The organism is Streptomyces sp. NPDC102467, assembly GCF_044765445.1.
Taxonomy (GTDB): Bacteria; Actinomycetota; Actinomycetes; order Streptomycetales; family Streptomycetaceae; genus Streptomyces.
This window is the reverse complement of sequence record NZ_JBIWKA010000036.1, coordinates 16,604-30,126: the sequence shown is the minus strand read 5'-3', so window position 1 is coordinate 30,126 and position 13,523 is coordinate 16,604. Positions and strand designations below refer to the sequence as shown.

Annotated in this window: 20 protein-coding genes and 1 pseudogene; 15 read left to right on the top strand and 6 right to left on the bottom strand. The window is 66.7% G+C overall.

Annotation, left to right across the window (positions count from 1 at the left end):
• The first annotated feature begins 561 nt into the window (after window positions 1–561).
• Together ACIREE_RS40925 and ACIREE_RS40920 are read left to right on the top strand one after the other, a co-directional pair.
• Window positions 562–753 (top strand): toxin-antitoxin system HicB family antitoxin, encoded by a 192-nt coding sequence (locus tag ACIREE_RS40925; RefSeq protein ID WP_404164424.1) that lies wholly within the window; start codon window positions 562–564, stop codon window positions 751–753.
• Window positions 750–1,046, top strand: coding sequence for a hypothetical protein (locus tag ACIREE_RS40920; protein ID WP_404164422.1), 297 nt, complete (start codon window positions 750–752; stop codon window positions 1,044–1,046). The genes ACIREE_RS40925 and ACIREE_RS40920 overlap by 4 nt, the downstream gene beginning before the upstream one ends.
• A 411-nt stretch (window positions 1,047–1,457) precedes the next feature.
• Here the strand turns inward: ACIREE_RS40920 and ACIREE_RS40915 are convergent, their stop codons facing one another.
• Window positions 1,458–2,036, bottom strand: coding sequence for a TetR/AcrR family transcriptional regulator (locus ACIREE_RS40915; protein WP_404164421.1), 579 nt, complete (start codon window positions 2,034–2,036; stop codon window positions 1,458–1,460).
• 88 nt (window positions 2,037–2,124) lie between these two features.
• Here ACIREE_RS40915 and ACIREE_RS40910 point away from each other — a divergent pair, with 88 nt between their 5' ends.
• Entirely contained in the window at window positions 2,125–3,006 is an 882-nt protein-coding gene (locus ACIREE_RS40910) for an SDR family oxidoreductase (RefSeq protein WP_404164419.1), read from the top strand.
• On the opposite strand, the gene ACIREE_RS40905 is transcribed toward ACIREE_RS40910, so the two are convergent.
• From ACIREE_RS40905 to ACIREE_RS40895, 3 genes are all read right to left on the bottom strand, one after another.
• Window positions 2,978–3,892 (bottom strand): transposase family protein, encoded by a 915-nt coding sequence (locus ACIREE_RS40905; protein ID WP_404164417.1) that lies wholly within the window; start codon window positions 3,890–3,892, stop codon window positions 2,978–2,980. The two genes, ACIREE_RS40910 and ACIREE_RS40905, sit on opposite strands and share 29 nt — an antisense overlap.
• A 140-nt stretch (window positions 3,893–4,032) precedes the next feature.
• The gene (locus ACIREE_RS40900) at window positions 4,033–4,488 is read right to left on the bottom strand and encodes a hypothetical protein (RefSeq protein ID WP_404164415.1); all 456 of its coding nucleotides are present in this window, start codon (window positions 4,486–4,488) and stop codon (window positions 4,033–4,035) included.
• Between the two features lie 147 nt (window positions 4,489–4,635).
• Window positions 4,636–5,325 (bottom strand): zinc-binding dehydrogenase, encoded by a 690-nt coding sequence (locus tag ACIREE_RS40895; protein WP_404164413.1) that lies wholly within the window; start codon window positions 5,323–5,325, stop codon window positions 4,636–4,638.
• 60 nt (window positions 5,326–5,385) lie between these two features.
• Here ACIREE_RS40895 and ACIREE_RS40890 point away from each other — a divergent pair, with 60 nt between their 5' ends.
• From ACIREE_RS40890 to ACIREE_RS40865, 6 genes are all read left to right on the top strand, one after another.
• Window positions 5,386–5,517, top strand: a complete 132-nt coding sequence (locus ACIREE_RS40890; RefSeq protein ID WP_404164411.1) for a hypothetical protein — start codon at window positions 5,386–5,388, stop codon at window positions 5,515–5,517.
• Window positions 5,518–6,262: 745 nt separating this feature from the next.
• Window positions 6,263–6,853 carry a hypothetical protein gene (locus ACIREE_RS40885; protein ID WP_404164409.1) on the top strand — a complete coding sequence of 197 codons (591 nt, stop codon included), beginning with the start codon at window positions 6,263–6,265 and terminating at the stop codon, window positions 6,851–6,853.
• A 70-nt stretch (window positions 6,854–6,923) separates the two neighbouring features.
• Window positions 6,924–7,199 carry a hypothetical protein gene (locus ACIREE_RS40880; protein WP_404164407.1) on the top strand — a complete coding sequence of 92 codons (276 nt, stop codon included), beginning with the start codon at window positions 6,924–6,926 and terminating at the stop codon, window positions 7,197–7,199.
• The gene (locus ACIREE_RS40875) at window positions 7,196–7,759 is read left to right on the top strand and encodes a kinase (RefSeq protein WP_404164405.1); all 564 of its coding nucleotides are present in this window, start codon (window positions 7,196–7,198) and stop codon (window positions 7,757–7,759) included. The genes ACIREE_RS40880 and ACIREE_RS40875 overlap by 4 nt, the downstream gene beginning before the upstream one ends.
• Before the next feature lie 427 nt (window positions 7,760–8,186).
• Complete coding sequence (locus ACIREE_RS40870; protein ID WP_404164403.1) at window positions 8,187–8,750, top strand: hypothetical protein; 564 nt, start codon at window positions 8,187–8,189, stop codon at window positions 8,748–8,750.
• A gap of 411 nt (window positions 8,751–9,161) precedes the next feature.
• Complete coding sequence (locus tag ACIREE_RS40865; RefSeq protein ID WP_404164401.1) at window positions 9,162–9,350, top strand: hypothetical protein; 189 nt, start codon at window positions 9,162–9,164, stop codon at window positions 9,348–9,350.
• 90 nt (window positions 9,351–9,440) lie between these two features.
• Here ACIREE_RS40865 and ACIREE_RS40860 read toward each other — a convergent pair whose 3' ends face one another.
• Window positions 9,441–9,665, bottom strand: a complete 225-nt coding sequence (locus tag ACIREE_RS40860; protein ID WP_404164399.1) for a hypothetical protein — start codon at window positions 9,663–9,665, stop codon at window positions 9,441–9,443.
• Between the two features lie 87 nt (window positions 9,666–9,752).
• On the opposite strand from ACIREE_RS40860, the gene ACIREE_RS40855 reads away from it, so the two are divergent.
• Window positions 9,753–10,364: a hypothetical protein gene (locus ACIREE_RS40855; protein WP_404164398.1), complete on the top strand. Its 612-nt coding sequence runs from the start codon at window positions 9,753–9,755 to the stop codon at window positions 10,362–10,364.
• Between the two features lie 153 nt (window positions 10,365–10,517).
• Here the strand turns inward: ACIREE_RS40855 and ACIREE_RS40850 are convergent, their stop codons facing one another.
• Window positions 10,518–10,703: a hypothetical protein gene (locus tag ACIREE_RS40850; protein ID WP_404164396.1), complete on the bottom strand. Its 186-nt coding sequence runs from the start codon at window positions 10,701–10,703 to the stop codon at window positions 10,518–10,520.
• A 159-nt stretch (window positions 10,704–10,862) separates the two neighbouring features.
• On the opposite strand from ACIREE_RS40850, the gene ACIREE_RS40845 reads away from it, so the two are divergent.
• The 5 genes and pseudogenes from ACIREE_RS40845 to ACIREE_RS40825 form a co-directional block, all read left to right on the top strand.
• On the top strand, window positions 10,863–11,072 hold the full coding sequence (locus ACIREE_RS40845) for a hypothetical protein (protein ID WP_404164426.1): 210 nt from the start codon (window positions 10,863–10,865) through the stop codon (window positions 11,070–11,072).
• 30 nt (window positions 11,073–11,102) lie between these two features.
• Window positions 11,103–11,393, top strand: a complete 291-nt coding sequence (locus tag ACIREE_RS40840) for a transposase (protein ID WP_404164394.1) — start codon at window positions 11,103–11,105, stop codon at window positions 11,391–11,393.
• A complete protein-coding gene (locus tag ACIREE_RS40835; RefSeq protein ID WP_404164392.1) occupies window positions 11,381–12,322 on the top strand; it encodes an IS3 family transposase in 942 nt (313 codons plus the stop codon). Before ACIREE_RS40840 ends, ACIREE_RS40835 begins: the two co-directional genes overlap by 13 nt.
• 332 nt (window positions 12,323–12,654) lie before the next feature.
• Window positions 12,655–13,089, top strand: coding sequence for a hypothetical protein (locus ACIREE_RS40830; protein ID WP_404164391.1), 435 nt, complete (start codon window positions 12,655–12,657; stop codon window positions 13,087–13,089).
• A gap of 303 nt (window positions 13,090–13,392) precedes the next feature.
• Window positions 13,393–13,479 (top strand): annotated as a pseudogene (locus ACIREE_RS40825) (IS5/IS1182 family transposase); the annotation flags it as partial.
• Window positions 13,480–13,523: the final 44 nt, after the last annotated feature.

Sequence of the window (13,523 nt, the reverse complement as noted above, 5' to 3'; positions counted from 1 at the left end):
ACGCAGCGGGCCAGGCGCAGCCGGCCGGTCTCGGTCAGCGGTGCATTACGGTGAGGCACGAGGGCCTTTCTGGTCGGTGTAGACGTCGCAATCCAGACCGAACCCGGGAGGCCCTCACCCGTTCAAGATCCCTCAGCCGAGATTTCGCTCACCCGTCCACAACCTCCCCGGACAGAACACCTAGGGCTGCTTGGTAGCCGACACGCTGATGCGGTCCACGTGGAGCTCCCTGCCCTGGACATCGATCGACATGGCCCCCTCTGTGTCCGACGCGCTCGTCGGCGCCGGCGCTGACGACGCGGGAGCCGGCAGCAGGACAGCGGAGGCGGCCGTAAGCCCGACCTTGATCACATTTCGTGTGATCACCCAACGCTCCGCCCCGCAAGCGGGGTTACGGCTCCTCACTGGCACGAGCGAGAGCAGCCGGTGCGGGGCGCAGAACATCCGCGAGCATCACTCAATTGGTGACCGTCACGTACATGGGTTGTACCGTGCCGCAGGCCACTGGTACCTCACGTACATTGCACTGCGCCACCACATTGTGGTGGCTACTCTGGTGGCATGACTGTGATGACCCTGCGCATCCCTGATGATCTCGACCCGTCGATCCGGGCGGGTGCGGAAGCGGCCGGCCTGAGCCTGAACGCCTACATCGTGCGTGCCGCCCGCCGCCAGGCCGTCCTCGACGCCGCGCAGCAGCTCGCCGCGCTCGGTCTCGGCAGTGACCTGGCGGGCGAGGGCGACACCTTGTGAAGCGCGCCGAGATCTGGACGCTCGCAGACGGCCGCGACGTTCTGATCATCTCCCTCACCGGGCTGGAGACGACGTTCGGCGCGGTCGTGGTGATCGTGCTGCACCCCTCGGGCCGTTACCCGGACACCGCCATGTCCGTCGTGATCAGCGACCCGCTCCCGTGCGCCGCGGTTGCCGTCAACGTGCAGCAGCTGCGCACCGAACGCTTCGACGGTGCCACCCTGCGCGGCACCGTCGACCGGGACGTCATGGACCGCGTCGACCGTGCGCTGCGCGCCGTGCTGGATCTGTAGCACCCACACGGCCCTACGTGCCTGCCACGCAGTGTGGGGCTCCGGCCAGCGCCCCATGGGCGCTGGCACTGTGGTGCCGCTGCCGCTGCCGCATCGCGCCCACGCCGACCGGAGTGGCTGCGAGCGTAGCCGCCGCGCACAAGCGAGTTCGCCAGGACGACACCGCGCACCCCTCCCGGGCGGATGAGGTGCGGCGAGCGGTTCAATGAGCCTCCGCCAACTTGAAGCCGCAGGTCAAAGGGCTGGCATGACCGGCTCTCGGGGTGCTCACGCTGGTCGTGGGCGGCAGTCTGCGCAGTAGATCATCTGTCAGCGGTTGACTTCGAGGTTTGTCAGGGCGAGCAGGGCGCGTAGGAGACGGTCGACGGGCGCAGTACCCATGGCGCCGACAGGGCCCGCCGACGCCATCGATCAGCCCAGCGATGCAGTTGCCGCACGCAGGTCTTCCAAGGCTGCCAGTGCATGTGGCGCGAGTCCTTCTGCGTCATCACGATGGCTTTCGGACCACTGGGCATAGCCTCGCTTGAACGCGAGGACTCCCAGCTCGCCCGCGAGATGCGCGGTCGATTCGGGGACACCGCGGGCGATGAGCGCGGCTGTCATGGCGGCCGCGAGACCGATGCTCTTGAGGGCATCGCGCTCCTGAAGTTCGGTACTGGCTGCCACCGCTGCTTTGAGGCGGGGGCCGAGTTCGCGGTTGGTCGGCCCCATGGCGCTCGATGCGCGCTCGAGGCCGACTGCCACCGCCTGAAGCGGGCTGGCATCCGCCGGAGCCTCGGTGATGCCGTCGGCAAGCAGCCTGCTGAGCGTCTCCTGACCAGCGACCAGTAGCTCGCGCTTGTCGGAGAAGTGCCGGAAGAAGGTGCTCTTGGTGACGCCGGCGCGCTCGGCGATCTGCGCCACCGTGGTGGCGTCGTAACCCTGCTCGGTGAACAGGTCGACGGCCGCGACGACGAGTCGCTGGGTCGCCCCTGGTTGCCATCTACCCATGAGACCAGGATAGGTGATGGGACTGCTGTCCCGTCGCCATGTAGAGTCAGTGATGGGACAACAGTCCCATCACTTTCGTGGAGGACTCATGCACGTCTTTGTCACCGGCGGTACCGGAACCATTGGCTCCGCTGTCGTCACCGAACTGCTCGGCAACGGTCACACCGTTCTCGCGCTGGCTCGCTCGGACGGTTCCGCGCAGGTCCTCGAGAGCGCTGGTGCCACAGTGTTGCGAGGAGATCTGGCGGACCTCGACGTCCTGCGGTCCGGCGCTGCGCAGTCCGACGGTGTGATCAGTCTGGCGTTCGGACGCGACTACGGCAGTCCGGATGCGCTCGCGAAGGCCATCGCCGAGGAGAGCGCCGCTCTCACCGCGCTGGGGCAGGAACTCATCGGAAGCGACCGCCCGATCGTCACGGTCTCGGGTACGCCCTGGGTGCCGGGACGCGCCTCCACCGAGGCCGATCCGCTGCCGACCGACGGACCGGTGGGCGGTCGAGGCCGTTCGGTCACAGCGCTGCTGGATCTCGCCTCGCGCGGTCTGCGCAGCATGGCTGTCCGCATGCCGCGCACGGTCCACAATGAGGGGCAGGGCGGATTCGCCGGCCTGTTGGCTGATGCAGCGCGCCGCACCGGGGTGGCCGGCTACCCGGGCGACGGCACCCAGCGCTGGCCGGCCGTGCATGCGCTTGACGCAGCGGCCCTGTTCCGTCTGGTCCTGGAGTCGGCACCGGCCGGGACGGCCTGGCATGCCGTCGCCGACGAGGGCGACACGGTGCGGGACATCGCCGCAGTCATCGGCCGGCGACTGGGCCTGCCGGTCGAGGAGGTTCCAAAGGAGAGCTTCGGCCCGTTCGGCCCGATCTTCGCCATGGACCAGCCGGCGTCCAGCGCCTACACCCGCGATGCCCTTGGGTGGCAGCCGACCCACCCCAGCCTCCTCAAGGACCTGGAAAACATTCAGCCCTGACGCACCCTCGCTCGAAGGGGACCGTCTGGGGCCGGCTCAATGGGTTGCCGGCAAAGGGCTCGTATACCCGGTTCACGGGGCACACGCACTGGTCGTGGGCGACTGTCTGCTGAGTAGATCCGTCAGCGGGTGACCTCGAGGTTCGACAGGACGAGCAGGGCACGCAGGATGCGGAGGGCACGGGCCGGATCGATGCAAAGTTGGCTGAGGATTCGCCCGTTTTTGAGGTGGGCGAATCCGTGCTCGACCGGCGCGCGTCCGACAGCGAGGAGCGGTTGGCATCCTTTTGGCCTGGGGTGAGCTTGTGGGCGCGGCTGGCGGTGAAGCCGGTGATGATCACGGGGTCGTGTACGTCGTTGTCCAGGCCGCGGAAGCCGAGGTCCGCTAGCGCCCCGAGACCGGCGGCGCGCAAGTGAGTCAGGACGTGGTCATGGCGGGCGGCGGTGATGTCGTGGGTGCGGCCGGGCCGGGCGGCGGACATCCAGACCAGGCGGCCCCTCTCGTCGGTCAGGGCGAGGAAGTGCAGGCCGTGATGACGGTGTTTGCCGGAGTAGTTCCGCCGGTTGGCCGTTCCGGTGCGACGCTGGGTGGGGATGAGCGTGCCGTCGATCAGGACCACCTCCCCGCCCTGCTTGGCGACCTTCTTCAGGGCGCGGTCCAGGCGCGGGGCCTGTGCGGCAAGTAGGGCGATCAGTTCGTCCCGCCAGCGGCGGACAGTGGACTCGGACACGTTGTTGCCGCCAGCCATGTCGGCCAGGCGCTGGTCATGACGCAGCATGGCCAGGACGATCACCGCGATCCTCCCTGGCGGCAGGATCCGCCACCTGGACCGGATCGCCTTCAGATGGCGTCGGAGCAGGTCACCGAGGTGGTTGACGGTGTGCATGGACAGCGGGAGACGGCACTGTTATACGAGCGGGCAGGCGTCCTCGGCGCGCTCCATGGTTTTCGTCACACGATTGCAACCGCCGTCGGGACACCGTGGTCGCGCCCGTGCCGCGCTGTTCCAGGCGGCGGCGTCACTGCTCACAGGCGGGTGGTGAACCGGCCATCGGGTAGTTTCCTCAGCCAGCCGCGATTGGTCAGTCTGACCAGCTTCCCCCGCAGCGGTTCCAGCTTGCTGCGCACACTGACGTCCACTCCCAACATCTCGCCGACCTGCCGGGCCATGACCGGCCCAGCAGCCTGCCGTACGGCAGCGAGGATGCGCCGGTAGTCCGGCGGGAGCATGGTCTCCTCCACGTCCGGCGTGCGGTTCGGGATCAGCATTACCGCCCTTCCAGTCACCTGCCCGGGCATCGGCGCGGCCGAGGCACGCTCGTCGGCCAACTGCTCGCTCACCCGCTCAAGGACGCGTTCGGCGACGGCGAGTTCGTCCCACTCGGCTCGCACCTCCGCCAGCTGCTCGGCCAACCGTTCTTCGAGTTCGTCCAGTTCCGCACGCCGCGCGGTGATCCGTTCCAGCAGCTCGGGATCCAACATGCACCGGATGGTAGAAGGCCGTCCGGCTACAGCGAGTAGGAACTGGCGAATCGACCACTCCGCCAGATGATCTACTCCGCAGACTGTCGCCCACGACCAGCGTGAGCACCCCGAGAGCCGGTCATGCCAGCCCTTTGACCTGCGGCTTCAAGTTGGCGGAGGCTCATAGAGTTCGGTGAGGTCTTGCTGGGCGCCGGACAGGGAGCCGAGGATGCGCAGCTGCTTGAAGATGAGGGCCTGGGTGTTCACCGTGGCCTGTGAGCGGCCGAGGCCGACCTGCACCAGGGTTCCCCCCCCCTTGGCGAGCGTCTCTACCGCCTGGGCGGTGGTGGTTCCGAATCCCGCGTAGTCCACGATCAGCGGCAGGTTCTTGTCGGCGAACTCGGTGATCGACTCGGCGACGCCCGCCAGTCCGATCTCGGTGGCGTGTTCCCGGGTGGTGGGGTCGATGTCGGCGGCGTAGACCTCGCCTCCCTTGAGTACAGCGACGCGTGCGCCGATGTAGCCGAGGCCGATCACTCCGACCCGCATGCCCTGCTTCAGGCCGCCGGCGGTGACCATGGCGTGGTAGGAGGTGATGCCCGCGTCGGTTGCTATCGCGCCCAGCCCGAAGGGGAGTTCGTCGGGCAGGCGCACGAGGTTCACGCCGGTGGCACGTACCTTGGGGCCGTAGCCGCCGTCCCAGGCGCCGTAGCCGATGGCGTCACCGTCGGGCATCACCGGCGCAAGCCCGACGCGGTCGCCGACCTTCCAGCTCTCCATCCCGGGGCCGACCTCGCTGATCACGCCGGCGTTCTCGTGCCCGAGCGTCATCGGGATGCGCGGGAACGACGCCATCCCCTGCGGGTCTTCGAGCGCGCCGGGAGCCCCACGACCGTCCGGAACCAGATCGAGCAGATGGCCAAGGCCACTGGCGCCGAAGAAGTCATGGTCCAGGACATGATCCCGGACCCGGCAGCGCGCGCACACTCCCGTGCCCTGCTCGCCCAGGCTCTCGGCGTCATTCCCGGCCGCACCGCCGCCGCCTGAACCACCAGCCTCGAATAACGTGCCGGGGCCGCGATCAGCTCACCTCTGTTCGTCAACGTGACTGAACCCAAAGGCAGCTGTAGGTGACCACGACGCCGCCCACTGCGGTTGCCGCCCCGCGGACCAGGCTGAGGCCGGCTTCGCGGCGTAGGCGGCGAAGGCGATGAGGCCAGTGGCGGCGTGGGGATGTACGGTCCCGCTTTCGGCGCCGTGGGGGTTCCGGGGCATTCTCATTCCCCGTACGCTCGGTGTCGGACATGGACTTCTCCCTTGAGTTGTTCGGGTCTTCTGCGGACGGCTCCCTGCCCACCAGGGGGCCGTCGCCGTTTTCAGCGACCGCCATGCCGTCGTCCACTCCGTGAGACGACGAAGCGTCCCTGGGAGTGCACGCCCACAACAAAAGCACCCCGAAAAGCCGTCTGACCAGCGAAAACAGTGGTTAGTTCAACTGGGTTTTTGCGTGTGTCGGCTGGCTTGTCGTGGCTAACCCGAGGTCAACTGACGCTTCATGGGGCTGATTTGAGCTTCAAGGAGTAAAGGGGGGCAATGCGCGGGAGGAGGGTGACCTTGGGTTCAGTGAGGCCTTCAATGTTTTCCAGAGCTCTCTCCAGGTATCCCTTGGTGTTTTCAAGGGGAGGTGAAGGGGGGAGAGGGGTGCTCCCGGGGGCTTTGGGAGATGTTGAGTAATCCCGGGTGCTGACGAGGTGTCCTGTGCCAGATTGGGACGATGCCCAGGATGCTCCGCATGCCGAGCGAGCAAGAGCTGCCGCCCGGCCCGCTGCGTAAGTTCGTGGTCGAGCTTCATCATCACTTTCGGGAGGCGGGTCGACCTCCCGCTGAGAAGATCGCTATGGCTTCTCGCCGGATGGAGAGCAAAGACGCCACCCTCAGCCGGGAGACTGCGCGGCGTCTTCTTCGGGGAGCGACTCCCAGCGACTGGGCAAGGGTCGAGCTCTGCCTGCGGACGCTGTGCATGATGGCCAACCAGGATCCTGAAAGACGGCGTTGGCTGCCTTCCGAAGACCTCGACCCTGACGACGACTCAACCTGCGTCGACTACCTGAGGTTTTTGTGGAACAACGCTGTCGACGACAGCGAACCCGGTCCGAACGCCGAACCTGCGCCACCTCCCAAGGCCGCGCCATCAGTCCCCCCTCCGGCGAGTCCATCGAGACAGCCGGGAGCCTGGCCGACAGCTGCAACACCAGGTAGCGGCACCCCGCCTGATAGCTCAGCTTCCGATGATCCGTGGGCAACCACGCCCTCGAAGAAGGACGACCCGTGGGCAACAGAGAATCTGAAGAAGAGCAAATACAACGATGAGCCACCGTTCTGAGCCGCCCCAGCAGAGCCGCGGGAGGAGGAGCAGGGGGAACACCGTCATAGATCTGCTGTACACCAAAACCATGACCACACAGAAAGTCCACTGCGTGCGCTGCGGCAGCGCAGACACCCGAGTGACTCGCATCGACCAGACCAGCGCGGATGGCGACTGCTCCCGCTGCGACAAGCCCTTCCACGCCACCCCGTGTCAACTCTTCGGCGGCTTCCGCATTGACGGGTCCTTCGGAGAGCCCGGCATCAGGTTCAAGATCCTCCCCGAGACCGTGAAGTGCTGGGACTGCGGGCACCGCAACCCGCTGCGTGATCCCGGGCCGGAAAACACGGGCGCCGACGCGTGACGCAGGGCGCCCCGGGCACGGTGGGCACGCAGGACACGCGCTTGATCGTGATCCGTGGCAACAGCGCCTCGGGCAAGTCGTCTGTCGCGGCCGGGCTGCGCGAGAAGTTCGGCCGCAACCTCGCGATCGTCGGACAGGACAACCTGCGCCGGATCGTGCTGCGCGAACGCGACCGGCCCGGCGGCGTCAACATCGGGCTGATCGACCTCACTGCCCGCTACGCCCTGGACAACGGCTTCAATGTCGTTATCGAAGGCATCCTGTACGCCGACCGCTACGGCACGATGCTCCAGGACCTGGTGCGCGCCCACCGAGGCGTCTCGCGGTGCTACTACCTCGATGTGCCGTACACGGAAACGGTGCTGAGGCACGAGACGAAAGCCGATGCCGAGTACCTCCAGCACGTCACTTCCGGCCACCTGCGCGACTGGTACCGGGAGAAGGACCTGCTGTCCGACGCCATGGAGACCGTCATCGACGCGGCCAGCACCCTGGACGACACCATCCAGCACATCCTGCGCGAGAGCGGCCTGGACCGGGTGCTCCCGGTCGATCGGTAGAACCACCTGAAGGTGTCAGGAAAACTGGCCCTTTCTGACGGCATGTTGGCTCCGGGGGACGAGCCGTTCTTCGGACCTCCCGCCATCGAAGTGGCGTCAGGAGGGGAGTAGTTGGCGTGCATCGCGGACCGTAGGGGCATATCGAGGTCGACACGGAGGGCGAAGTAGCTGAGGGGAGCGGCTCGGTATGGCGGCTGGACGGCGACACAAGATGGGCGCGGTACGGCAGATCGGTGGACGGATCGCGCCGGAGCACCGCAACGGTTCCATGAGCCAGGTCGTTGCCTCTCGGGTGCCGTGTCCGGTGTGTGGGTCGGGCAAGTTGCGTATCACCACGAGCGGCCAGGAGTGCGAGGTGTGCCGGCAGACGTCGGAGCAGCGGCGCCGACGGCGTACCCTGCTTCGGCGCACGGCCACGAGGCGAACCGTGTCGTGGCTGGTCAAGGAACGAAGCCGAGAGGCCAGCCTGATGCTCTCGCGCTACGCCGTCTGGCAGGCACTGGGTCCTGATCCGCTGCCGCAGGGCCGTAAGGCCCTGGACCGACTGCGTATTCACCTGGATGCGGTGCACGTCCTGGATACAGAGCTCAAGCGCCGCTACCCGGCGGGTGCCGCAGTCGGCCCGGTGGGCGTCACCGAGCGCCAGGCAGCCGCGTTCCGCCGGCGCTTGCTCGCCGACCTGGCGGCCGGACGCCGCAGCGTCAACGAGCTGCTGCAGTCCGACGATTGCATGGGCGATCAGCAGGCGCTCCTGGGTGCCACGCACGTCTTTGCCGTCGTCAGCGCCCAGTACGGACACCGCATCGCTGCGGCTGCGTTCGAGACCGCGCGGGTGCCGGTGAGCTTGTCCTGGCAGGCAGCCTCCCAGTACCTGCCAACCCTGGTCCAAGCCGCGACCGTTGTCGCGCAGTCCGCGTCGCCCGATCATCTGGAGGAGATCACCAGCCTCGACCGCGAGGCCGAAGCCGCAGCTGCCCGCCCGCGCGGATAGCAGGCACGCCGAACCGCTCAATGATCTGACATGTCCTGTGCCCCGTTTCGCAGGTGCATCGGGCGGCCTACGCTGCCTGCATGCCGAAGGAACCTCGCGAGGCGAAGCGGGCGCGGAAGACGGCGGCCAAAGCAGCCGCGAGGGCTCGTGCCGCTCGCATCATGGCCGGTGAAACAGCCGACTATCTGCCACAGTCGGCCGCCCTAGCTCTCCGACGGCCGCAGCTGCCCCGGTACAAGGTGGTCCAAGCCTCGATCGAGCGGCCTGCCAGAGCACTTGTTCCTCCGAGGGACACTCCTCTTCGACCGCGGGACCGAGAGCGGTACGCGGACAACGCTCCGCCGGTATGGGGGAGGGGTGGTTCCAATGCCGAAGATGACTAGCGGGTCGGCCCGGGCATGGCATCCAGGGATGACTACGGCCTCGAAAGAGGACATCCAGCACATGCGGCCGAAGCAACGGAACAAGTACCGCCGTCTCGGCTTCACTTGGGCAGAGATCAAGAAGATCGACCGCGCGATTGGCCGTGGAGAGACAGCACTCACCCTCAAGACCACAGCTGGCGAGATCACGCTGACCCTTCCGCCCAAGTGGCGGTGATCCGCCGCAGCAGGTCAGGCTGGCGCGATGCCGGCGCCGACCACGACGACCCCAGCCACGGCCCAATCTCGTACCGGACGGTGCGGCTGCCTACGGCCTGCCCTCGGTCAGCTGCGCGGCGGTGTTCTCGATCCTCAGCAGGGTCCATTCGACTCCGGACCGCCATTTGGGTTCCGCACTGTCGTAGCGACCTTCGGCGTCGTCACGGATGTTGGCGGCGAGGGTGCGCAGGTCCTTCTGCAGTCCCTGCCGCTTGGCCTCGTCCATGGCCTGGATCATTTCGTCAGTGATGTCACCGGGGCGGAGTGCGCTCATCGCCTTACCTTGGACGCCTGTCCCTGCTGATGGCCATATCTCCGGGGCGCTGACCTGTGCTGTGCGGTGGCGATAGCGTCCTGCCTCATGACCACCACCGACACGATCGCGGCTCTGGCTCTGGCCGTCGCGGTCGTCGCTGCCGTTTCCGCCATCGGCTCCTGGAAGGCGGCGCGCAACGCCAACGGGGCCGCGCAGATCCTGTCCCGGATCGAGCAGCAGCGCCTGCACGCCGATCTCACTCCGCACTTCCGCTGCACGATCGTGGCCAACGAGGCCCGCTCCACCGCCATGCTGCGCGTTCACCTCGACGGGCCGCCCGGCCTGCTGTCCCACGGCGCCATCGAAATCACAGTGTCCCTCCGCAACGACAACCTGCACCGGGGCGATGCTCCCCAACTCGCCGGCACCCGGGCTCCCGAAGAGGTCCGCGCCCACATCTGGGGGCCGTGGAAGTTCAGCGCGGACGGCCGCGACGACACCGGCCGGACGGTCGCTCCGCAGCAGTTGGCGATCGGCGAGTGGACGCGATACGGCCTGACTCCCACCACCCCGCCGCTGTGGTCGGCGACCACCGCGGATGTCTGGCAGCGCGACTACGCGAATGAGCCGGTGCGCCTGAGCATCACCGCCAGGGTGAAGGACAGTGAATGGATCGTGCCGCTGGAAGTCCCCGTCACCATCGAGGGCACCCCCTGACCACGGCAGGTCAGGAGTCGGTGATGTGGTCGCAGCCGCTCAGCATCGGCGTCAGCTCCTGAGCGCACCCGCACAGCGTGCACAACCGCATCCCCAGGGTCTCCGCAACGTTCGGCGCCTGCTCCTCGGGGCGCAGCATTCGCACGGCCGGGGTCAGCTCTCGTAGAGGGCGCGCATCATGTCCGCCCACTCCTGCTTGCTGGCGCAGCTGTCGCAGTGAGGCACCCTTTCAATTCGCGTGGGGCAGGGCGTGTTCGAGCGGACGTTGACGGTCGTGCGCAGCATGAGCGGGCGGCGGCACAGCGGGCAGAGGTCTCCGTGGAGCAGGTTCGTGTCCATGCGGCGGACTGTGCACACGTCGACGGCTTACCGTCTCGGGCTGGCCGGACAGCCCGCCTGGCGGGCGCCACGGTAAAGGTCTGGTGATGGCCTCCCGCCCCACGGGAAGCGCCCCGGATCGCGCTTTTATGCAGGTCATAGGCGATGTTCTATGGCCCGATGCTCAGCGCGAAGAAGATCGGCCCTGGTGGCTGGCGGTACTACTTCCGCAGCGTGATGGTCGGCGACGGCCACCGCCCTGCGGACAAGCCGCTGCGCGTCGCCCAGGACGAAGCCGGTGTCCCACCCGGCGTCTGGACGGGCCGGGGTCTGGTCGCGGTCGGCCTGGCGGCCGGGGACGTGGTGACTGACCTTCCCCTCGTAGCGTAGAGAGCTTGACTGCAGGGGAAGTTGAGGGTCATGGCAGGCAAGAGGCGGAAGTTCGATGCGGAGTTCCGTGAGGGGGCTGTGCGGATCGTCGCCGAGACCGGCAAGCCGATCGCGCAGGTCGCGCAGGATCTCGGGATCAACGAGACCACGCTGGCGAGTTGGGTGTCGCGGGCTCGCAGGGCCGGCGGGGTCACAGCGAAGGGTGAGAGCGAGGAGCTCGCGCGGCTGCGGCGGGACAACGCGCAGCTGAAGAAGGACAACAAGGAGCTGGCCATGGAGCGTGATGTGCTCAAACGCTGCATGGTCTTGTGGGTGAAGTAGCTGTGGCGGACCCGGCGTTGCTCGTCGGGGTGATCAGCGACCAGAAGACCGTGCACAGCATTTCGCACCGCATCTCCTGTCGGGCCCTGGGGGTGTCGGAGGCGTGGTTCGACAAGTGGCGCCGCAGGCCGTTGGAGCCGACAAAACGCGAGACCAGGCGGTCTGTGCTGGCCGAGCGGATCCGCTTCTTCTTCGATCGCTCCGGCCGGACGTACGGCTCGCCGAGGATCACGCTGGATTTGTGGGAGGAGGGCTGGCAGGTGTCGCAGAACACCGTCGCCGAGATCATGGCCGAACTCGGCCTGCAGGGCCGCAAGCCGCCTCGCCGACGCCGCTCGCTCACCCGCCCCGGAAAGCGGAAGACTGCCCCTGACCTGGTGCGACGCAAGTTCGACGCCGTCGCTCCCGACGTTTTGTGGTGGGGTGACATGACAGAGGTCGACACTGCCGAGGGCAAGCTCTATCTCGCCAGCGTCCACGACGCCTTCTCCCGCCGCGCCCTGGGCTATGCAATGGGCGCGCGGCACGATGCCGCGCTGGTCAGCGCCGCCCTGCAGATGGCGATCGCGACCCGGGGCGGCCAGGTCGACGGCGTCATTTTCCACACGGACCGCGGCAGCGAATACACATCCGAGGCGTTCCAGCAGCTGTGCGGCCGCTGGGGCGTGATGCAGTCGATGGGCCGCGTCGGGTCGGCGCTGGACAACGCCGCCGCGGAGTCGTTCCACTCGGTCCTCAAGGTTGAGTACATCCACCGGCACACCTTCGCGACCCGCACCGAGGCCCGGCTGAAGACCGCGACGTGGATCGCGGACTTCTACAACGCGAAACGCCGTCACAGCGCGGCCGGCGGGAAGCCACCCGTCGAGTTCGAACGGATCATCCAGGAAGCGCGAGCGCGAACCGACCAGGAAGGCCGGGCCGCATAACCAACGTCTCTACGCAACGAGGGGATTGACAGATAGGCGTTCACGTCAAGACAAGCCTTGACACACGCGTACTAACATCACGGTTGCGCTCGTCGCCCCACAGCGCTCCGGGGTCGTTGAATGGCGTGAGTGGTTGTCCCTGTCTCTCATCTCGCGAGGAAAGAATGACACCTGGTTCGCATCAATTTTTGGCAGAGTGGAGTTTCCTGGAACGTTGGCTGGAGGTGAATGCCCCGAGCGACTTTGCATGGCTCAGGCCGCCTCTCTCTTCGGAAATATTGCAGGCTACGCTTGCTGACCTACCGTTCCCTCCTCACCCTGATGTCCTGTCAATGTTTGAAGTGCATGACGGGGTTCGGTCACGCCGGGGCAGCGCGGACCCAGGAAAGTTCCTCCTCAACTATGCCCTTCTCGGTGCCGAGCAGGCTGTTGAAGAGTGGAAGTACCTGGTTTCCGTTACGCAGGAAGCTGTTGAGGAGGGAATCGAGGAAGATGTCCTCGGGCGCACGGCGCATGACCGCTGGGTTCCGTTCGCGCAGAATTCTGCAGGGGACGTACTATTTGTCGACCACCGACCGGGCGACTGCTACGGGAATGTGGGCGAACTGAGTTTTGGAGCCACGTCCTATAGGAACTTGTGGGCCAATCCCACAGAGATGCTTTTGAATGTCAACAGAGCTGCCCCCTCTGGGGGCACCATCGAATCCATGTCGTATGTGCCAGCCGTACTTGACGAGAAGATCCTCGAGTGGGTTGTTCCGGATTGAAATCGCCTGGGGGATGTGACCCATGGTCAGGCCGCATCCCCCAGGCATCAGAAGGTCCTAGTCTATCTCGCACACCTCATCGAGCTTGCAACCCTCGAAGCCGGTCTGGACGTAATAGCCCTCACCGTCTACGAGGCGGACGTCCGTCGTGAAGTTCCCGAGCGCCCCACCGGCCGCCTTGTTCTGGGACGCGGTGAGAGCTGCGGACGCACTCTGAGTTCTGGAAAGTATTGCGTACAGATGTATGCGCAGAATGGGATTCTCAAACTCGACGACAACTACCAGATTCCCAGGCCGTCGCCGAAGCGGTGGATCGTCGAGCAGACCTTCGGCACGCTGATGCTGCACCGCCGCCTGGCCCGTGACTACGAGACCCTGCCCGCCAGTTCGGCGTCCCGCTCAGCCCGTCCCGAAACTCACGCGTAAATCCAGAA